This is a genomic window from Rhodopseudomonas sp. (assembly GCF_036404135.1).
In the GTDB taxonomy this organism is placed as follows: Bacteria; Pseudomonadota; Alphaproteobacteria; order Rhizobiales; family Xanthobacteraceae; genus Rhodopseudomonas_A.
In genome coordinates, this window is sequence record NZ_DASWPE010000113.1 from 1 (window position 1) to 20,652 (window position 20,652).

Annotated in this window: 17 protein-coding genes; 4 read left to right on the plus strand and 13 right to left on the minus strand. The window is 65.9% G+C overall.

Annotation, left to right across the window (positions count from 1 at the left end; translation table 11 throughout):
- The 9 genes from VGC77_RS13955 to VGC77_RS13995 form a co-directional block, all read right to left on the minus strand.
- Positions 1 to 742, minus strand: a 742-nt coding sequence (locus VGC77_RS13955) for an ABC transporter ATP-binding protein (protein ID WP_331172166.1), incomplete at its 3' end; no start/stop codon positions are given.
- The gene (gene glpD, locus VGC77_RS13960) at positions 739 to 2,289 is read right to left on the minus strand and encodes a glycerol-3-phosphate dehydrogenase (RefSeq protein ID WP_331172167.1); all 1,551 of its coding nucleotides are present in this window, start codon (positions 2,287 to 2,289) and stop codon (positions 739 to 741) included. The genes VGC77_RS13955 and glpD, both read right to left, overlap by 4 nt.
- 153 nt (positions 2,290 to 2,442) lie before the next feature.
- Entirely contained in the window at positions 2,443 to 3,267 is an 825-nt protein-coding gene (locus VGC77_RS13965) for a DeoR/GlpR family DNA-binding transcription regulator (protein ID WP_331172168.1), read from the minus strand.
- A 384-nt stretch (positions 3,268 to 3,651) separates the two neighbouring features.
- The gene (locus VGC77_RS13970) at positions 3,652 to 4,269 is read right to left on the minus strand and encodes a flavin reductase family protein (RefSeq protein WP_331172169.1); all 618 of its coding nucleotides are present in this window, start codon (positions 4,267 to 4,269) and stop codon (positions 3,652 to 3,654) included.
- 4 nt (positions 4,270 to 4,273) lie between these two features.
- Entirely contained in the window at positions 4,274 to 4,891 is a 618-nt protein-coding gene (locus VGC77_RS13975; RefSeq protein WP_331172170.1) for a TetR/AcrR family transcriptional regulator, read from the minus strand.
- An 18-nt stretch (positions 4,892 to 4,909) separates the two neighbouring features.
- Positions 4,910 to 8,050 (minus strand): efflux RND transporter permease subunit, encoded by a 3,141-nt coding sequence (locus tag VGC77_RS13980; RefSeq protein WP_331172171.1) that lies wholly within the window; start codon positions 8,048 to 8,050, stop codon positions 4,910 to 4,912.
- Positions 8,051 to 8,064: 14 nt separating this feature from the next.
- Positions 8,065 to 9,159, minus strand: coding sequence for an efflux RND transporter periplasmic adaptor subunit (locus tag VGC77_RS13985; protein ID WP_331172172.1), 1,095 nt, complete (start codon positions 9,157 to 9,159; stop codon positions 8,065 to 8,067).
- A gap of 171 nt (positions 9,160 to 9,330) precedes the next feature.
- Positions 9,331 to 12,000 carry a hybrid sensor histidine kinase/response regulator gene (locus tag VGC77_RS13990; RefSeq protein WP_414709665.1) on the minus strand — a complete coding sequence of 890 codons (2,670 nt, stop codon included), beginning with the start codon at positions 11,998 to 12,000 and terminating at the stop codon, positions 9,331 to 9,333.
- Positions 12,001 to 12,224: 224 nt separating this feature from the next.
- The gene (locus VGC77_RS13995; RefSeq protein ID WP_331172173.1) at positions 12,225 to 12,773 is read right to left on the minus strand and encodes a cupin domain-containing protein; all 549 of its coding nucleotides are present in this window, start codon (positions 12,771 to 12,773) and stop codon (positions 12,225 to 12,227) included.
- Between the two features lie 157 nt (positions 12,774 to 12,930).
- Between VGC77_RS13995 and VGC77_RS14000 the strand changes: the two genes are divergently transcribed.
- On the plus strand, positions 12,931 to 13,146 hold the full coding sequence (locus tag VGC77_RS14000; protein WP_331172174.1) for a CsbD family protein: 216 nt from the start codon (positions 12,931 to 12,933) through the stop codon (positions 13,144 to 13,146).
- A 181-nt stretch (positions 13,147 to 13,327) separates the two neighbouring features.
- On the opposite strand, the gene VGC77_RS14005 is transcribed toward VGC77_RS14000, so the two are convergent.
- Positions 13,328 to 14,308 carry a D-2-hydroxyacid dehydrogenase family protein gene (locus VGC77_RS14005; protein ID WP_331172175.1) on the minus strand — a complete coding sequence of 327 codons (981 nt, stop codon included), beginning with the start codon at positions 14,306 to 14,308 and terminating at the stop codon, positions 13,328 to 13,330.
- Positions 14,309 to 14,338: 30 nt separating this feature from the next.
- Positions 14,339 to 15,925 (minus strand): gamma-glutamyltransferase, encoded by a 1,587-nt coding sequence (ggt, locus tag VGC77_RS14010; protein ID WP_331172176.1) that lies wholly within the window; start codon positions 15,923 to 15,925, stop codon positions 14,339 to 14,341.
- A 165-nt stretch (positions 15,926 to 16,090) separates the two neighbouring features.
- Between ggt and VGC77_RS14015 the strand changes: the two genes are divergently transcribed.
- Positions 16,091 to 16,321, plus strand: a complete 231-nt coding sequence (locus VGC77_RS14015) for a SlyX family protein (protein ID WP_331172177.1) — start codon at positions 16,091 to 16,093, stop codon at positions 16,319 to 16,321.
- Here VGC77_RS14015 and VGC77_RS14020 read toward each other — a convergent pair whose 3' ends face one another.
- Positions 16,322 to 17,854 carry a class I adenylate-forming enzyme family protein gene (locus VGC77_RS14020; protein WP_331172178.1) on the minus strand — a complete coding sequence of 511 codons (1,533 nt, stop codon included), beginning with the start codon at positions 17,852 to 17,854 and terminating at the stop codon, positions 16,322 to 16,324.
- 191 nt (positions 17,855 to 18,045) lie between these two features.
- Positions 18,046 to 18,459: a DUF3775 domain-containing protein gene (locus tag VGC77_RS14025; protein WP_331172179.1), complete on the minus strand. Its 414-nt coding sequence runs from the start codon at positions 18,457 to 18,459 to the stop codon at positions 18,046 to 18,048.
- Positions 18,460 to 18,670: 211 nt separating this feature from the next.
- Between VGC77_RS14025 and VGC77_RS14030 the strand changes: the two genes are divergently transcribed.
- Positions 18,671 to 19,513: a fumarylacetoacetate hydrolase family protein gene (locus VGC77_RS14030; RefSeq protein WP_331172180.1), complete on the plus strand. Its 843-nt coding sequence runs from the start codon at positions 18,671 to 18,673 to the stop codon at positions 19,511 to 19,513.
- A 261-nt stretch (positions 19,514 to 19,774) separates the two neighbouring features.
- Complete coding sequence (locus tag VGC77_RS14035; RefSeq protein ID WP_331172181.1) at positions 19,775 to 20,389, plus strand: glutathione S-transferase; 615 nt, start codon at positions 19,775 to 19,777, stop codon at positions 20,387 to 20,389.
- Positions 20,390 to 20,652: the final 263 nt, after the last annotated feature.

The window sequence follows — 20,652 nt, forward strand, 5'->3', positions numbered from 1 at the left end:
CGGGAAGCGTGGCGGCGTCCAGCTCGTTCATCGGCGGATCGCTGAACACGCGGGCGGCGGCAAGGTTGGCGGGATGGCGATAGACATGGGCGGCCGGGCCGCTCTGGGTGACGCGGCCCTCCCACAGCGTGGTGGTGCGCCCGCCGAGCAGCAGCGCCTCCATCGGCTCGGTGGTGGCATAGACCAGGATGGCGCCGGTCTCGGCGAACAGTCGCGGCAATTCCTCGCGCAATTCCTCGCGCAGCTTGTAGTCGAGATTGGCCAGCGGCTCGTCGAGCAGCACCAGGTCGGCGCCCTTGACCAGCGCGCGGGCGATCGCGGTGCGCTGCTGCTGGCCGCCGGACAATTGCATCGGCGTGCGCTTCAGATACGGCTCGAGCTTCAGCAGCTTCGCCGCCTCCTCGACCTTGCGCGCGATCTCGGCGCGCGGCTGCCGCTGCACCCGCAACGGCGAGGCGATGTTCTCGTAGACGCTGAGCGAGGGGTAGTTGATGAACTGCTGATACACCATCGCCACCGAGCGCTTGCGCACGTCGACGCCGGTGACGTCGGCGCCGTCGACCAGCACCTTGCCGTGGGTCGGCTTGTCGAGCCCGGCCAACAGCCGCATGATCGAGGTCTTGCCGGACAGCGTCGGCCCCAGCAGCACGGTCAGCGTGCCGCGCTCGAGCGTCAGCGAGACGTCGCGGATGGTCTCGACGCCGTCGATGGTTCGGCTGACGTTGTGCAGCGACACGCTCACGGCAACCCTCCGGCCTTGCGCAATGCACCGTCCGGCGGCGCCGCGCGCTGCGCGATCAGCCAGGCGTCGATCGCGGCGATCTCGGCCTGCGACAGCCGCAGCCCGAGCTTGGAGCGCCGCCAGACGATGTCCTCGGCGGTCACCGCCCATTCGTTCGCCATCAGATAGCGCACCTCGCGCTCGGTCAGCGTAGCACCGAAGCATTGCCCGAGATCGGCCATCGAGGTCGCGGTGCCGAGCAACAGCGGCGCGCGGGTGCCGTAGGCGCCGGCCAGCCTTGCGGCGTGCGGCTCGGACAAAAACGGATAGCTGCGGCGCAGTTCGGCGATCAACGCGCTAACGCCGAACACGTCGAAATCGCCGCCCGGCAGCGGCGCTTTGGCGGTCCAGCCCTCGCGCGCTTTGCCGACGCGCAAATACGGCGCGAGCTTGTCCAGCGCCTGTTCGGCGAGCTTGCGATAGGTGGTGATCTTGCCGCCGAACAGGCTGAGCAGCGACGCGCCGCCGCCCGGAGTGTCGAGCTCCAAGACGTATTCGCGGGTCGCCGCCTTGGCGTCGCTGGCGCCGTCGTCATAGAGCGGCCGCACCCCGGAAAACGTCCACACCACCTCGGCCGGCGTGACCGGCTTTTTCAGATAGGCGCTGACCGATTGGCACAAATAACCGATCTCCTCGGCCGAGGCCGTGACCTTGGCAGGGTCGCCGTCGTAATCGCGGTCGGTGGTGCCGATCAGCGTGAAGTCGCCCTGATAGGGAATCGCGAACACGATGCGGCCGTCGGCGTTCTGAAAAATGTAGGCGCGGTCGTGGTCGTAGAGCTTCGGCACCACGATGTGCGAGCCCTGCACCAATCGCACCTTGGCCTTGGGCTCGACGCCGGAGCCCGCCGCCAGCACGCTTTCCACCCAGGGGCCGGCGGCATTCACCAGGGCGCGGGCGCTGATGTTGCTGCGCTCCCCGCTCAAAGCGTCCTCCAGCGTGACCTGCCAGACGCCGTCAACCTGGCGGATCGCCACGGCGCGGCTGCGGGTGCGGATCTCGGCGCCGCGATCGGCGGCATCCCGCGCGGTCAGCACCACCAGGCGCGCATCATCGACGAAGCAGTCGGAATACTCGAAGCCGCGCGCAAAGCGGCCGGGGATCAGCGGGGCGCCGACCTCTTCGCGCGACAGATCGAGCGAAGAGGTCGGCGGCAGCAGCTTTCGCCCGCCGATATAGTCGTACAGCAACAGCCCGAGCCGCAGCCGCCACGCCGGGCGCAGCCCGGCGTGATGCGGCAGCACGAAGCGCAGCGGGCGGATGATATGCGGCGCGATCTGCCACAGCACCTCGCGCTCGATCAGCGCCTCGCGGACCAGGCGGAATTCGTAATATTCCAGATAGCGCAGCCCGCCATGAATGAGCTTGGTCGACCACGACGAGGTGCCGCTGGCCAGATCGTTCATTTCGCAGAGGAAGACCGAGTTGCCGCGTCCGGCCGCGTCGCGCGCGATGCCGCAGCCGTTGATGCCGCCGCCAATGATCGCGAGGTCGAAAACCTGACCCACCAACGCTTCCCCCGAAAGAATTCTTGTTCTGGCCGATTCCTCGCAAGCCTTCGATTATATTCGAATGGCTTTCGTATCGGATTAAAACACAACGAAAAGCGAAAGCAAGTCGAAAGCAAGTCCCTTGCGGCGGCTGCCGGCGCGGGCAAATGCCTAATTTTGCCGCAGCATCGGCAGCTCGGCGACCGCGTCGTCGCTCTCGCCGGGGCGTTTCGGCAGCGCCGTGATGACGTGAATTCCCCTGGCGTCGCAGATGCTTTGCAGCCCTTCCGGCAACGTCACGTCGGTTACGAAGGTCTGGATCTGGCTGAGATGGGCGATCCGCACCGGGGCGCTGCGGCGCAATTTGGTGGAATCGGCGACCAGCATGACGCTGCGGGCATTGGCGACGATCGCCTGCGCGGCCTGCACCTCGCGATAGTCGAAATCCAACAGCGCCCCCTCCTCGTCGATCGCCGAGGCGCCGATGATGGCATAATCGACCTTGAACTGGCCGATCAGGCTGATCGCCGCCGAGCCGATCACCGCGCCGTCGGCGCGCCGCACCGTGCCGCCGGCGACGATCACCTCGATCCGCGGATGCCGATAGAGCTGCATCGCGACGTTGAGATTGTTGGTGATCACCAACAGGTCCTCGTGCGAGGTCAAGGCGCTTGCGACCTCCTCGGTGGTGGTACCGATGTTGATGAACAGCGAACAGCCGTTGGGGATCTGCGCCGCGGCGGCGATGCCGATCGCTTTCTTCTCCTCGGCGGCGACGAAGCGGCGCGCCTCATAGGCGAGGTTCTCGACGCCTGAGGCGATGATCGCGCCGCCGTGGATCCTGGTCAGCGAGCGGCGGTCGCACAGATCGTTGAGATCCTTGCGGATGGTCTGCGCCGACACCTCGAATCGCCGCGTCAGGTCGTCGACCATCACCCGGCCGAACGAACGCGCGATATTGAGGATTTCCGATTGCCGATGGGTTAGTCCCGCCACGTTTCACACCTCGTCGAAAGCGACCCATGGTGCTGGTGTTCGCCTGACGGGTCAACGCGCGAGTGCCGCGGCTTACCGCAACGCAGCGATGAAAAATCCGGACTGCTGCGGCTGCTCTGTCGCGCTGCGACGCGTGTGTCTGCCATCGCACCGATCGAGCTACGCCCGCCGCTCAATGCGAGCACGGCCTCACCTCTCCCCGCTTGCGGGGAGAGGTCGCCCCCGCGTAGCGCAGCGAAGCGGGGTCGGGTGAGGGGGCGCCTCGACATCACGTGGCGCCCCCTCACCCGGCGAGCTTCGCTCGCCACCCTCTCCCCGCAAGCGGGGCGAGGGAGCGATGCCGCACCGCTTCGATCAACAACTGCTGCGAAGGCTCTGTATCGCTCACCCAGGGCGCGGCATCTCGAACATCGCCTCGGGCGTCACCTCGAAATAGTCGCCCATCCGGCCGGCGCGCAGGATCGGGTGCGCCTGCGCGGTCTGGTAGACGCCGTCCTTGATCAGCCGGGCGTCGATGTGCACGGCGACGACCTCGCCGATGGTCAGCCAGGCCTCGGCCTTGCGGCCGTCAGCGCCCTGCAACTGGATCTGCTGCGACAGCCGGCATTCGAACGACACCGGGCTTTCGCCGACCCGCGGCGGCTTGACCAGTTTGCTCGGCCGTTCGGTCAGCCCGGCGACGGTGAATTCGTTGATCTCGTGCGGCAGCGTCGCCGAGGTTGCGTTCATCGCCTGCGCCAGATCCCGCGTCGCCAGGTTCCAGACGAACTCGCCGGTCGCATGGATGTTGGCGACGGTGTCCTTCCAGGTGGTGCTGGAAAAGCCGATCAGCGGCGGCCGATAATTGAAGGCGTTGAAGAAGCTGTAGGGCGCCAGGTTGACGCGGCCTTCGGCGTCGCGCGAGGAAATCCAGCCGATCGGCCGCGGGCCGACGATGGCGTTGAAAGGATCATGCTTGAGGCCATGGCCGTTCACCGGCTCGTAGAAGTGTACATCGGTCACGCGATCATCTCTGGTTGGCGGGGTGGGAGTGCGGCGCCAGCGCGGCGAGCACGAAATCGATCATCTGATCGATCGTCGGACCGGGTTTCTCGTCGGCATGGGCGATCAACTGCGGATGGAAAAAATGCACCATCGCGGTGCAGGTGCACATCGACGCCAGCGGCACGTTCGATTGATCGAATTCGCCGCTCGCGGCGCCATCGGCGATCACCGCGGCGATGCTGCCGGTGATGCGCTCCATATGCGCCAGGCAGACCTCCCAGCTCTCTTCCATGGCGATCGCCACCATTTCGTGCAGCTTGGCGTCGCCGACATAGCGTTCGGCATTCATGCGATGGATCGACGACAACAGGTCGCGCAGCCGCTGCGTCGCGGGCTCAGCGCGGCGCACGATGGCTTCGGCGGCGGCCTCGACCTCGCCCATCAGCCGCCGCGCCACGCCTTCGTGAATCGCCTTCTTGGAATCGAAGAAGCGATAGACGTTGGCCGGGCTCATCCGCATCGCCTTGGCGATGTCGGCGACGGTGGTCTTCTGATAGCCGATCTCGCGGAACAGACGCTCCGCCACCAGGAGAACGCGTTCCCGCATATCGACTTCAAGATGCTCGGCGGCCAGGGTCATGTGTCACCCAATGTTCTATCATTCCGCGGCGGCGGCAAGGGGGATCGGCGCAGGCGTGCCCTCCGCGTGCTGCGGCGCAAGATCTGCCTGTTCGCCGGGTCCGGCTTCGTCCAGACTGTTACGGAACCAGAGCGCATAGAGCCCCGGCAGATACAGCAGCGTCAGGAAGGTGGCGACGAACAGCCCGCCCATGATGGTGACCGCCATCGGCCCCCAGAACGCCGAACGGGTCAGCGGAATCATCGCCAGGATCGCGGCGAGCGCGGTCAGCACCACCGGGCGGGCGCGCCGGATCGTCGCCTCGACGATCGCCGCGCGCCGCGTCAGGCCGTGGTCGACGTCGGTCTCGATCTGGTCGACCAGGATCACCGCGTTGCGCATGATCATGCCGGCCAGCGCGATCAGCCCGAGCAGCGCCACGAAGCCGAACGGCTGATGCGCGACGTTCAACCCCAGCGAGGCGCCGATGATGCCGAGCGGTGCGGTGAGAAACACCAGCACCAGCCGCGAGAAACTCTGCAACTGGATCATCAGCAGCGTCAGCATGATGATCACCATCAGCGGAAACAGGATGAAGATCGAGGAATTGCCCTTGGCGGATTCCTCGATCGCGCCGCCCATCTCGATCCGGTAGGCCGGCTGCAGGCCGTCGCGAATGCCCTGCAACTTCGGCCAGATCGCGTTGGTGACGTCGGGCGCCTGCTTGCCGGGCGCGACGTCGCCGCGCACCGTGATCGCCATATCGCGATTGCGCCGCCACAGGATCGGCTCCTCGTGGGAGTATTCGATCTTGGCGATCTGCGACAGCGGCACCGCAACGCCGCCGCGCGAGGTCACGGTGAGATCGCTGACCCGGCCAAGGTCGAGGCGTTCTGAGGCCACCGCACGCGCGACCACGCCGACCTTCTCGACGCCGTCGCGCACCGTGGTGACGTTGGCGCCGGAGATCAGCATGGCAAGCGCCTGCGAGACGTCCTGCGGCGTCAGCCCGAGCGCGCGGGCGCGGTCCTGATCGACCGCAAGCTTCAGATACGGCGTCTGCTCGTTCCAATCGAGATGCGGATCGATCACGTCGGCATTGCCGCGCACCACGTCGCGGACCTGGTAGGCGATCTCGCGCACCTTCCGGGTGTCGGGGCCGATCACCCGGAACTGCACCGGGAAGCCGACCGGCGGGCCGAAATTGAACTGATCGACCCGCACCCGGGCTTCGGATATTTGGCCGGCGTCGGCGGCGGCCTCAAGCCGCGCCTTGACCCGCTCGCGCGCCTTGACGTCCTTGGTGACGATGACGATCTCGGCATAGGATTCGTTCGGCAGCTCCGGGCTCAGCCCCATCCAGAATCGCGGCGGCCCCTTGCCGACATAGGCGGTGTAGGTGGCGATGTCGGCGTCGTCCTTCAGCAGCGTCTCGGCGCGCTTGACGCTGTCCATGGTGACGTTGAAGGCGGTGCCTTGCGGCAGCCGCAGTTGCAGGAACAGTTCGGGCCGCTCCGAGGTCGGAAAGAATTGCTGCTGGATCAGGCCGAAGCCCGCGATCGACAGCGCGAAGGCGCCGACGGTGGCTAGCACCACGGTGCCGCGCCAGCGGATGCAAAGCTGAATCAGCTTGCGGAACAGCCGATAGAACCGGGTTTCGTACACCGCCTCCGGATCGTGGTGCGGCCGCTTGGTAAAATCCGGCAACAGCCGAATGCCGATATAGGGCGTGAAGATCACCGCGACGAACCACGACGCCACCAGCGCGATCGCCACCACCCAGAAGATGCCGCCGGCATATTCGCCGACCGAGGAATTGGCAAAGCCGATCGGCAGGAAGCCCGCCGCGGTGACCAGCGTGCCGGTGAGCATCGGAAACGCCGTGGAGTCCCAGGCGAACGACGCCGCCCGGGCGCGCTCCCAGCCCTGCTCCATCTTCACCACCATCATCTCGACGGCGATGATGGCGTCGTCGACCAGAAGCCCGAGCGCGATGATCAGCGCGCCGAGCGTGACGCGGTGCAGATCGAGCGACATCGCATTCATTACAATGAAGACGATGGTCAAGACCAAGGGCACCGACAGCGCCACCACGATGCCGGTGCGCCAGCCCAGCGCCAGGAAGCTGACGAACAGCACGATCACCAGCGCCTCGATGAAGGAGCGCACGAATTCGCCGACCGCGTGGTCGACCACTTGCGGCTGATCGGCGATCTGCTCGATGTCGATGCCCTGCGGCACCGCGCCCATGAATTCGGCGGTGGCCTTGCTGACGTCGGCGCCGAGCTCGATGATGTTGACGCCCTTGGCCATCACCACGCCGATGCCGAGCGCGGGCCTGGCCTTCTGCCGCACCATGTAGTCGGTCGGATCGACGAAGCCGTGGCTGACATTGGCGATGTCGCCGAGCCGGAACAGCCGGCCGTTGCTTTCCACCGGCGTCTCGGCCACCGCCTTGGCGCCGTCGAGCGCGCCGCTGACCCGCAGCGGCACCCGCTGCGACGAGGTTTCCACGGTGCCGGCCGGCACCACCGCGTTCTGCTTGGCCAGCGAATCGAACAAGGCCTGCGGCGTCACCCCGAGCGTGGCGAGCTTGGCGTGGGAGAATTCGACGAAGATCCGCTCGTCCTGGGTGCCGTAGATATTGACCTTGGTGACGCCGGGCACTTTCAGCAGATGCTGCCGCATGCCTTCGGCGACTTTTTTCAGTTGCGCGTAGTCGGCGCCATCGCCGGTCATCATGTAGAGGGTGGAATCGACGTCGCCATATTCGTCGTTGATGCTCGGCCCGATCAGGCCGGAGGGCAAATCGCCGCGGATGTCGTCGATCTTCTTGCGCAGCTGATAGAACAGCTCCGGCACCTCCTTCGGCGGGGTGTTGTCGCGGAAGGCTAGGTTCATCGCGGTGAAGCCGGGCTTCGAGAAGGTCTGCACCTTGTCGAAATACGGCAATTCCTGCAGCTTCTTCTCGATCGGGTCGGCAACCTGATCCTGCATTTCCTTGGCGGTGGCGCCCGGCCAGATCGCCGAGACGATCACCACCTTGATGGTGAAGGACGGATCCTCGGCGCGGCCGAGCCGCTGATAGGAGAACAGCCCGCCGACGCTGAGCGCCACGATCATGAACAGGATCAGCGCCGGATGGCCGACCGCCCAGGCCGACAGATTGAAGCGATGCATCGCGCCGTCCCTGCTCAAAACGTCAGCGCCGAGACAACCCGGACCTTCTCGGCCGGATCGAGCTTCTGCACGCCGAGCACCACCACCTTGGCGCCCTCGGCGACGCCGCCAGAGATCAGCACGTCGTGGGTTTCGTAAGCCTTGACCGCCACCGGCTGCAGCGCGACCTGCCCCGCGTCATCGACGACGTAGAACGACGGCTGGGCGCCCTGGTTGAACAGCGCCGACAGCGGCAGCCTCGCGACGCGCTGGGTGGCCGGATCGGCCAGCGTCAGCGTCGCGGTCATGCCCAGCGCCACCTCGTCGCCGGCCTCGGGCAGCGAGAATTTCGCGAGGTAAGTGCGGGTCGCGGCGTCGGCGTTGGGCGCGATCTCGCGCAGCGTCGCGGTGTATGTCTTGTTCGGGTCCGACCACAGCGTGACGCTGGCGCGGCCGTCCTTGGCGCGACCGATCAGGGTTTCCGGGATCGCCACCACGGCTTCCTTTTCGGCGAACCGCGCCACCCGGATCGCGGTCTGGCCCGCCGCCACCACTTGGCCGGCATCGATCAGCGTCGCGGTGACCACGCCGCGGGTATCGGCGACGAGCGTGGCGTAGGACAGGCTGTTGCGGGTGAGTTCGACCGAGCGTTCGGCGCGGTTGAGCCGGGCGCGGGCTTCGTCGGCGGAGGCCTTGGCCTGATCGAGCTGGGCGTCGGTGGCCCAGCCCTTGGCGCGCAGCTCCTTGGCACGATTTTCCGCCGCCGCGGCCTGCGCAAGCACGCCGGTGGCGGCGCGCAGCTCGGCTTCGGCCTGCTCGGCCTGCAGCTTGAGATCGACCTCGTCGAGCTGTGCCAGCGGCTGGCCGACCTCGACGCTCTGGCCGACCTCGACCAGCCGCTTGGCGATCTTGCCGGCGACCCTAAAGCCGATATCGGCCTCGATCCGCGGCCGGATCGTGCCGACGAAGGCGCGGTCCGGCGCCTCCTCGGCGTAATGCACGCTGGCCACCAGCACCGGGCGCGCCGGCGGCGCCTGTTTGGCTTCCTTCTGCCCGCAACCGGCGAGCAGCAGGGCCAAACCCAGCGTCGCGACGGCCAGGACGGGGCGTGGGGGCAAATTCAGCGACATCGTGGCTCCTTGAGCAGACAGCCGCCGAACTGTGAATTTATGAGTGACGAATGTCAATATTCGTCAGTGATCAGAATGTCGCAAGACGGAATGCGCTGCGCGCAGAACTTGCAGCCCCGCGCAGAGGCGTGCGGCAAGCTGTAGGGACGCTTTCGGCAAGTCTGATGGCGGTTAGCTAGGACGTCCGCCGCCGTCCGGCCTCTGCTTCAGCGCGGCGGCGTCCCGCAGCTCGCGCTTAGCCTCCTGCAGCGCCACGTCGAGCTGCCGCCCCAATTCGTGCAGCGCCCGCGCGGAAATCTGCTCGGCGCGCCGTTCGATGGTGCGAGCGATATTGGCGATGTCCTCGAAGCCGAGAAACTTGGCGCCGCTCTTCAAGGAATGTGCCTCGATGCCGATTTCGCGGCGGTCGCCGCCCTCGTCGAACCGCCGGATCAGCTCCAGCCGCCGCTCGGTCTCGCTGACGAACATCGTGGTCATGGTCAGCACCTGATCCTGCCCGAGTTCCTCGACCAGTTGCGCCAGGCTGATCTGCGGCGGCATCGGCGGCTCGAGCCCGGCATTGGCATGATCGGCCTGCAGCGCGCGCATCGGCTTGGTGCCGCCGCGGATCGCCCGCAGCACCGCGGCGACCAGCGCCGGCTTGCGCAACGGCTTGGCAATGAAATCGGTCATGCCGGCGTCGCGGCAATGCTCGACGTCCTCGGCAAAGGCATTGGCGGTCAGCGCGATGATCGGCAGCGCCGCCGCGGCGCCGCCTTGGGCGCGGATCGTGCGGGTCGCGGTGAGACCGTCCATCACCGGCATCCGCACGTCCATCAGCACCAGATCGTAGTCGGCCTCCGCCACCGCCTGCACCGCGTCGGCGCCGTCCGGCACGATCTTGGTATCGGCGGCGAATTCCTGCAGCATCTTGCTGACCACCATCTGGTTGGTCTTGTCGTCCTCGGCGATCAGGATGCGCAGCGGCCGCCCCAGCATCGCGATCCGCAGCCGCAAATCGTCGGCGCCGACGCGGTCGAGCCGCCGGTCCGCCACCGCCACGTCGCTGATCGGCAGGCTCAGGCTGAAACGAAACGTGCTGCCGGAGCCCTGGATCGAACTGACGCCGATCTCGCCGCCCATCTGTTCGACGATCCGCCGGCTGATCGCCAGCCCCAAGCCGGTGCCGCCGAAGCGGCGGTTGATCGAGACATCGGCCTGGGCGAAATTGCTGAACAATTGCCCGACGCGGTCGGCGGCGATGCCGATCCCGGTGTCGACGACCCGCCATTCCACCACCGCGCGGCCATCGGCCCGCGAGACGCAGTCGGCGGCGATGGTCACCCGACCGCGATCGGTGAATTTGACCGCGTTGGAGGCGAGGTTGAGCAGCACCTGACGGATCCGCGCGACGTCGCCGTGCAATCCCTTGGGCAGCCCGGCGTCGATCGCAAGCTCGATCTCCAAACCCTTGGCCCTGGCGCTGGAGCCGACCACCGCGGTCACCGCCTCGACCAGCGCGGCGGGCGAAAAATCCAGCGTCTCGAACTGAAACCGGCCGGCCTCCAGTTTGGAGAGATCGAGAATGTCGTTGAGGATGCGCTGCAGATTGTCGCCGGATTCCCGGATGGTCTGCACCGCGTGATGCTGTTCGGGGTCGAGATCGGTTTCCAGCAGCATGTTGGCGAGCCCGAGCACGCCGTTCATCGGGGTGCGGATCTCATGGCTCATTATCGCCAGGAATTCCGACTTGGCGCGGTTCTCCGCCTCGGCGCGCTCCGCCCGCCAGCGCTCGGTGACGTCGCGGCCGACCCCGCGATAGCCGGCAAATTTTCCGTTGTGGTCGAAGGTCGGCTTGGCGGAGACCGACCACATGCGCGGTTGTCCGCCCGCCATGATGTGAACCACGACGTCGGCGACCGGCTCGCGGCGGTCCATCAGCGCAGCGATGCTGGCGACCGCGGCCCGCTCGCAGGGGCACAGCAATTCCAAAACGTCGGCCAGCGCCGCGCCGCGCAGCAGCGACAGCGGCAATTGCGCGGCCTCGACGAACCGCTCCGGAATTTCCACCAGCCGGCCATCGGCATCGGTCTGCCACAGCCAGTCGCTGGCATTGGCCTGATAGTCCTTCAACAGCAGCGAGATGATTTCGGTCTGGTGCTCGAGCTGCAGCTTGGCGCGCAGATTCTCCATGAACAGATGGCCGTGCGCCACCAGGTTGCGCGACAGGAAGATGGCATAGAGCAGCAGGAACACCGCGGTGATGGTGTAGCTCTCGCCCTCGCAGCGAAACAGCGCCACCGCCGAGGCCAACACCATGGTCCAGGTATAGGCGAGGCCGGCGCGCGGCACCGTCGACAGGCAGAACGCGCCGCCGGAAATCATCCCGGCGACCAGGCAGGCGATGATCAGCTGATATTCCGGCCGCGCGATCGGAAACAGCGCCAGCGGCACCGCGCCCCACACCGCGCCGAGCAGGCAGGCGTGCAATACCAGCCGGGAAATGCCGCGCGGCGAGGCTTCGGTTCGCGGCTGGCTGCGGACCCGGGCCCACGACCGCATCGCCAGCGTGGCGATGACCGCGATCAGCGTCATCCAGCCGACCAGAAACGCGTAGGAGGCAGCGCTCCAGAACACCAGCACGACCAGCACCGCGTTGGCGATGTTGATGGTCATGGTGAGCGGCGTCAGCCGCGTCACGCTGTCGATCTGCGCCGCGCGGATGCGGCGCATTTCATGTTCGCTGGGTTCGTCAAGCACCGCCGGTTCGGCGCCGGCGCTGATCATCGAGCGGCCGAGCGCGGCCAGCCAGCGGCTGCCGCGCGACCAGTCCAATGCCATTGCCTTGCCGGATCCGGCCATCGTGCCGTGCCTCTTGCCACTGCGTTGGAGGAGGTCTTCGCGCGGAAGACACCTCTTGTGTTGGCCAGGCGCGCCTGCGGTTTCGTTAATTTCCGGGCCCGCAGAGTCCCTAACGCCGAGCTTAACACCGCTTTCGCGCGAACCGCGAGCTAAGCAAGCGGGCGGGCGGTTCACAAGCGATAAACGCGAGCCGTAAAATGCCACCTAAGTCCGCGCCGCTGCCGCTACGCCTCAGGATCGCTGGGGTCGCCCGGATCGCGGTGAATCGGGTCGACCCACAACACGGTTTCCGGCTTCTCCACCGGCTCGATGTCGAGGTTGATCGCGATCGCCTCACCGTCGCTGCGCACCAGCACGCATTCCAGCACCTGGTCGGACAGTGCGTTGATTTCCTGATGCGGCACGTATGGCGGAATGAAAATGAAATCGCCGGGCTCGGCTTCGGCGGTGAATTGCAGCCGCTCACCCCAGCGCATCCGAGCCTTGCCGCGTACTACATAGATGACACTTTCAAGATGGCCGTGATGATGCGCGCCGGTCTTGGCGTCGGGCTTGATCGTCACCGTGCCGGCCCATAATTTCTGCGCGCCGACCCGGGCGAAATTGATCGCGGCCTTGCGATCCATTCCCGCGGTCGACGGCACGTTGGAATCCAGTTGGTTGCCTGGCACCACGCGGACGCCGTCGCGTTTCCATTTCTCGTCCTGGGAATGAACGTCGGGGGAACGAACCTCATGGGAATGAGCGTGATCCTGGAACTTATTCGTCGTCATTGGATGTCCTCGGTCATTATTTGTGACTCCCGCACCGGCGGCTGGTCGGTGCCGTGGTTGTGACGTTGTGCGTATCGCGCCGTGCAATCCCTGGGAACGATTCGTCGCCCCAACCATTGTCTCCGCGAAGATTAACCAACACGAAGGAGTATTTCTCATGGGTAGCACGACCGACAAGATCAAGGGCGCCGCCAACGAAGCCATCGGCAAGGCCAAGCAGGGTATCGGCGAGGCCGTCGGCAACGAACGTCTGCAGGGCGAAGGCGCGCTGCAGGAAGCCAAGGGCCATGGTCAGAAGGCCGTCGGCGACGCCAAGGAAGCCGTCAAGGACGCTGCCGACAAGGGCGCGTCGTTCGTCAACAAGAAGTTCTGATCACTCGTTCAGTGCAATGCAGGACCGGCCATCTGGCCGGTCTTTGCATGTCTGGAGATGCATGTCGTGAACATCCATGTTCATGATCCACATCGGAAGACGACAATGGCCCGGAAAATGACATGGCTCGGAAGATGACAATGGCGTGACGCTGTTGGCTGCTACGTGATCGGCCCTGCTATCAGCGGCTGTTGGCGAGCACCTCGGGATTGACGACGTTGATCGGGGCGCCGGCCTGATAGGCGACGATCTGATCGAAAATATCGGCGAATTGCAGTTCGTATTCATCGCGGGTGACGTAGCCGATATGCGGCGTCGCGACGACGTTATGCATCGCCAATAACGGGTCGTTGCGATCGCGCAGCGGTTCGGTTTCGAACACATCGACCGCCGCCATGCCCGGCAGCCCGGCGCGCAGCGCCTCGACCAGCGCGCCTTGTTCGATCAGTCCGGCGCGGCTGGTGTTGACCAGCAGCGCGCTGGGTTTCATCCGCGCCAGATCTGCAGCGGTGACAATGCCGCGCGTCGCCTCGACCAAGCGCATGTGCAGCGACACCACGTCGCAGCGCTCGAACAGTTCGTCCTTGCTGCCGGCGATGCCATAGCCCTCGGCGCGGGCCTGGGCGAGATTCGGCTCGCGCGCCCACACCAGCACCTGCATGCCGAAGGCGCGGCCGTAGCCGGCGACCACGGCGCCGATCCGGCCATAGCCGTAGATGCCGAGCATCTTGTCGCGCAGCGTCGCGCCTATGCCGATCTGCCATTGCCCGGCCCGCAGCGCTGCCATCTGCTGCGGAATCTGCCGCATCGCCGCCAGCACCAGTCCCCAGGTCAATTCCGCCGCGGCATAGGACGGCGCGCCGGCGTGCATGTTCGACGACACCACGATGCCGAGCCGGGTGCAGGCGGCGATGTCGAGATGCGGATAGACGCTACGCTGGCTGATCAGCTTCAGCTTCGGCAGGCGCTGCAACAGCGGCTCGCGGATCTGCGTGCGCTCGCGGATCAGCACCAGCGCCTCGGTGTCGCGCAGCCGCTCCGCCAGCGCGTCGACGTCCTGAACGTGATCGTTCCACACCGTGACGTCGTGGCCTTGGAGCTTCTCGAAGCAATCGAGGCCGCGCAGCGTGTCGAAGTAATCGTCGAGGATGGTAACCCGCATGTCGCCTTCCCTCCGCCGACGGCAGCCGCCTCAATATCCCAGCGCGCAGCCGTCCTTGCGCGGATCGGAGCCGCCGGTCAGCGTGCCCTTGTCCCAATCGATCCAGACACCCTGGCCGCCGCCATGCGGCACCGACAGCCCGGCGACCTGGTGGCCGATGCCGCGCAGGCCTTCGACCACATCGGCCGGCACGCCGTATTCCAACTGATACACGCCCTCGTAATGCAGCCCCCGCGGCAGGTCGATCGCCTCCTGCACGTCGAGCCCGAAGTCGAGCATGTTGGTCAGCACATGGACCTGCCCGACCGGCTGATATTGCCCGCCCATCACGCCGAACGACAACCTGGCGCGACCGTTTTCCGTCGCAAGGCTCGGGATGATGGTGTGCAGCGGCCGCTTGCCGGGCGCGATGCAGTTCGGATGGCCGGGCTGCACGCGGAAGCCGGCGCCGCGGTTCTGCAGCAGGATTCCGGTCTTGTCGGAGACGATCGCCGAGCCGAACGAATGCGCGATCGAATTGATGAACGAGCAGACGTTGCGGTCCTGATCGACCACGGTGATGTACACCGTCGAGGGATTCATCGGCGGCGAGACTTTCGGCAGATCCAACAGCCGGTCCATTTTGATCTGGCTGCCATATTCGGCGGCGAATTCGCGCGACAGAATCCGGATCACGTCGACGTCGACATGGCCGGGATCGCCGATATGCTGCTCGCGCATCAGATAGGCGATCCGCGCCGCTTCGGCTTCGAGATGAAACCGCTCGACGCTGAGCGGCGCATATTTGGTGAGATCGAACAGGCTGAGCACGTTCAGCATCACCAGCATGGTGATGCCGGGACCGTTCGGCGGGCATTGCCAGACGTCGCGGCCCTTGTAATTGGTGCTGATCGGCGTGGTGGTCTCGGTCGAATGAGCGGCGAAATCCTCCAGCGTATGCAGCCCGCCGAGCCCGCGCAGCGTCGCCACCATGTCTTCGGCCACCGCGCCCTGGTAGAAGCCGTCGGGGCCGAGCCTGGCGATCAGCCGCAGCGTCTGCGCCAATTCCGGCTGCCGGATCACGTCGCCGGTCGCGGCGGGCTCGCCATGCGGCAGCAGATAGCGCGGCGTATTGACGCCCTTCTTCAGCTTTTCAAAGCCGTTGTTCCAGTCGAAGGCGATCCGCGGCGCCACCACATAGCCTTCGTCCGCCGCCTTGATCGCCGGCTGCAGCAATCGGTCGAACCCGAACCGGCCGTGATCGCGCAGGATGGTCGCCCAGGCGTCGACCGCGCCGGGAATGGTGACGGCATGTGCGGAGGTCAGCGGCACGGCGTTGATGCCGCGCTCGAGAAACCATTCGGCGTGCGCGGCCTGCGGCGCCCGGCCGGAGCCGTTATAGGACACGATCGGGCCTTCACCGCGCGGCTGATACAGCGCGAAGCAGTCGCCGCCGATGCCGGTGGATTGCGGCTCGATCACCGCCAACAGCGCGCTGGCCGCGATCGCTGCGTCCGCCGCGCTTCCGCCGGCGCGCAGCGTTTCGATCGCCGCCAAGGAGGCCTGCGGATGCGAGGTCGCCACCATGGCGTTGCGGGCATGCACCGTGGAGCGGCCGGCGAACTGGAAATTCCTCATTCCTGAACTCTTTTCTTGTTGGCGGCGCACGGCCGGCGGCGGCCTTCATGCCATATCCTGCGACATCAGGGCAAATGCGCGCGCCGTGTGCAGCGAGGACATGGGTTTCGCACGCAGCGCGGCGCTGCTACAGCAGCAGCGTTTCACCGACGACAGAGAGCTGCGATGCCCGACGACCAACCTCAGTCCACAACGTCGCTCAGCGAACGGATCGACGCGCTGGAAATCCGCATCGCCTATCAGGACGAAACCATCGAGACGCTGAACGCCACCATCACCGCGCAGTGGCAGCAGCTCGACGCGCTGACCCGGCAGGTGAAATCGCTCGGCGACCGGCTGCAGGAGGCCGAGGCCAACGCGCCGGCGCCGAGCAACGAGCCGCCGCCGCATTATTGATCAGGCCTCGGCGCGCTGCGGCTGCCGCAGATCGCGCAATTCGCGCTTCAGCACCTTGCCGATCGCGCTGCGCGGCAGCGTCTCCACCGCGACGAGGTCGTTGAGCCGCTGGGTCTTGCCGACCCGGGCGTTGGTCCAGGCCTTCAGCGCCGCGGCGTCGACCGACGCATCGGGCCGCAGCACCGCGAACGCCACCGGGGTCTCACCCCATTCCTGCGATGGCATGCCGACCACCGCCGCCTCGATCACGTCGGGATGCGAAGCGAGCACGCTTTCGATGTCGCTGGGATAGATGTTGAAGCCGCCGGAAATGATCATGTCCTTCTTGCGGTCCATCAGCGTGAGGAAGCCGTCTTCGTCGAACCGGCCGATGTCGCCGGTGCGGACGAAACGAACACCGTTCTCGTCGTGCCAGAAGGTCTCTGCGGTCTTGCCCGGCTGGTTGAGATAGCCCTGCATCATCACCGGCGAACAGCCGACGATCTCGCCGATCTGCCCGACCGGCACCTGATGCCCCTCCTCGTCGATCAGCCGCACCTCGTGACCGGGCATCGGCTGGCCGACGGTGGCAAGCTTGTCGGGATGCTCGTGCGCCAACAGCGCGCAGGAGCCGCCGCCCTCGGTCATGCCGTAATATTCGACCAGCCCGCCCGGCCAGCGCTGCAGAATATCCGCCTTCAGCTCTGCGGCGAATGGCGCCGAGGTGCAGAATTTCAGCTTGTAGGACGACAGATCGAAGCGGTCGAAATCCGGCAGCGCCATGATGCGGCGATACTGCACCGGCACCAGCATGGCGTAGGAGACGCGATGCTTCTCGCTCAGCTCCAAGAATCCGCGGGCGTCGAATTTCTTCATCAAAACGAGGCCGCCGCCGCCGGCCAGCGTCGGGTTGAAGCACACCAGCGTGGTGTTGGAATAGAGCGGCGTCGACAGCAGCGCCACCGCGTCGGGGCCGTAGCCCGGCGGATCGAGCTGGCCATATTGCCGCCAGCGCAGTTCGTGGGTGTGGACGATCCCTTTGGGTGTTCCCGTGGTGCCGGAGGAATAGATGATGTTGAAGATCCATTGCGGATCGATCGCGACCGGCGACGGCTTCACGCCCGGCGCGGCGCACCAGGCGCTGAACGGCCGTCCCCAGCCGGAGGCGTCGAACGACACTTGAAGCGGCGCCTGCGCGGCATTGCCCATCGCCGCGGCGGTCGCCGCATCCATGAACAGGATCCTGGCGCCGGAATCCTTCAGCATCGCCGCGAAGTCCTGCGGCAACGACGACGGCGCCAAGGGCGCCACAGCGACGCCTACCCGCAGCGCGCCGAGAAACGTCACCACATATTCCAACGAACTCAGCGCGCAGATCGCGATGACGTCGCGCGGCTTCAGCCCGTCGGCCTGCAAGGCAGCGGCGACGCGGTCGATCCAATCGTCGAATTGCGCGTAATTGACGTTGCGGTCGCCATCGATCACCGCACTGCGCTGCGGCGCCTCGGCGGCGGTTTTGCGGACCAGCGCATCGAGGCTGATGAACTCCGGCATAATGTCTCTCTCCCGTTGTGGTGTTGGCCGAGGCCGCGCTCTTCGGCGCATGAGGCATTATACGCAAAGCGCCTCCGAGGGCGAGAGCCCACGAAGGCAGCGTGGCAGCCTTGATGCTGACGGGATCGCGGCGCCCGACCGATGCCCGCGCGGCGAAAAACCGCGGCAAGCTCCGCCGATGGCGGCGGGGCTCAGCGCACCGGGGTGGTGCGCTCGTCGGTCCAGGTCAGGCCGAAGGCATCGAGCCCCTCGGCGAGAAAGTCGCTGAGCAGCGGCTCGCCCAGAAGATAGCTCGCGGTGCGGCCGTTGCGGCCGTCGGCGGCCTCGCGGCGCAGATCGTCCCATTCCTCGATGGTGCCGTCGCCGCGGCCGAGCCGCATCAAGGCCACCAGATCGATCTGCTCATCCTCGCTCATCGCATTGATGAAGGAGGTGATCTCGCGCGCCACCGGATCGCTGCCGTCGTCCTCGAGCACGTCGACCATGTTGTCGTCGGCGCCGTTGGAACCGGACTCCGGATCGGAGCTGTCTTCCTTGACGTCGAATTCGCGCACCTTTTCGATCAGAAAGCCGACCTGCTCGGTCGAAATGGTTAGCTCTGGCATGGGCTCCTCCTTGCCTGATCCGCTGCGGATCTCGAGTTCGGCTAACGCGCCGCAGCGCGAGACGATCCATGGCGCGGCGGTGCAACACCAGCAGATTTCGCGTTGCCGCGGTGCACCGAACGGGACTGCGGCGGCGCAGTCCGCGGTTGAATTTCCCTCTGCGCTGCGCCATGAAGCTCACAAGAGGCGATAGCGGGAGAGGAAACGAATTATGAAACTTGTGCGATTTGGCGCGCGCGGCCAGGAAAAGCCCGGCCTGATCGATGGCTCCGGCCAATTGCGGGATTTGTCTGCGCATCTGGCCGACCTCGCGGGCGACGCCTTTGCGCCGGCCGCGCTGGCCAAGCTCGCAGCCCTCGACGCCGAAACCCTGCCGCTGGTCATCGACCAGCCGCGGATCGGCGCGCCGGTCGGCGGATCGCCGAAATTCATCGCAATCGGACTGAATTACGCCGACCACGCCGCCGAGGCCGGAATGGCGATTCCATCCGAGCCGATCGTGTTCATCAAGGCCAACAGCTCGCTGTGCGGCCCCAACGACGCGGTGGAAAAGCCGCGCGGCTCGACCAAGCTCGACTGGGAGGTCGAACTCGCCGTGGTGATCGGCGCCCGCGCCAAATATGTCGGCGAGGCCGACGCGCTGAATTATGTCGCCGGCTATGCGGTGTGCAACGACGTCTCCGAGCGCGCCTTTCAGCTCGAGCGGCTCGGGCAATGGACCAAGGGCAAGTCGCACGACACCTTCGGCCCGCTCGGGCCGTGGCTGGTGACCAAGGACGAGATCGCCGACGTCCACAAATTGCCGATGTGGCTCGACGTCAACGGCCAGCGCTGCCAGACCGGCTCGACCGCGACCATGATCTTCAACGTGCCGAAGATCGTCTCTTATCTGTCGGAGATCATGACGCTCAACCCCGGCGACATCATCACCACCGGCACCCCACCCGGCGTCGGCATGGGCATGAAGCCGCCGAAATTTCTCAACGTCGGCGACGTGGTGACGCTCGGCATCGAAGGCCTCGGCCAACAGCGCCAGGAAATTATCGCGGCGTGATGGCCGCGGGTCGTCGTGGCGCGATGGCTGGCGCGCACTTGGCTCGCTGATGATGGCTACCCGGCTTGCGGCTCGTGATCGTCAGCGATCCGCACCGCCGACGTCATCCTGAGGAGCCCGGCGAAGCCCGAAGGGCGAAGCCGGGCGTCTCGAAGGATGGACAGCGGGTGAAAGCTTCGTCATCTTCTGGGCCGCCGCGGACACTGCCGCCCCCTCGCGGCATTGCCCCATTCCTAGATCTGCTTCGCCAAGGGCCTTCCGATGAAACTCGTCTTCTCCCCCACCTCGCCGTTCGCGCGCAAGGTGCGCATCGTCGCGATCGAGCTCGGCCTGATCGACAGCATCGAATTCGTCTCCGCCAAGGTGACGCCCGGCGAGCCGAACGACGACTATGTGCACAGCGTCAACCCGCTGAAGAAGCTGCCGGCGCTGATCCTCGACAGCGGCGAGGTGCTGGTCGACTCCTACGTGATCGCCGAATATCTCGACGAGCTTGCCGGCGGCAAACTGCTCCCGGCGTCCGGCCCACAGCGCTTTCGCGTGAAAAGCGATCACTCGCTGATCCAGGGCATGCTGGATTCGATGCTGCTGTGCCGCTACGAGAAATTCGTGCGGCCGCAGCCGCTGCAATGGCAGGCCTGGTATGATGATCACTGGGCCCGGGTGTGGAACGGGTTGGCGCGCTTTGAGCAGCACGACGAAGCGTTGTCCGGACCGCTCGACCTCGCGCAGATCGCGCTGGTTTGCGTGCTCGGCTATGCCGACCTGCGGTTTGCGGATTGCAATTGGCGCCAAGCGTTTCCCAAGCTCGACGCGTTTCACGACAAGATGCTAACGCGGCCCTCGGTGCAGATCTCGCAGCCGCCGAAAGCGTGATTTCCCGTCATCCTAAGACGCGCGCCCTGTTGGGCGAGACTCGAAGGATGACGCCCCGAGCGACATGGCCATCGTTTGAGAGCCGGGGTGAATAAGCGATCAATGAAGTCGGGCGTTCAACCCGTCATTGCTGTGCATGTTCACTAATTCGCTGATTGAATCCATCCGAACGGAGGGGATTCGATGCGCGACAACAGCTTTGACCGGACGATCGAGCGGAATGACCTGCAGAAGTGGCGGTTTCTGATCCCGGAATATGAGGC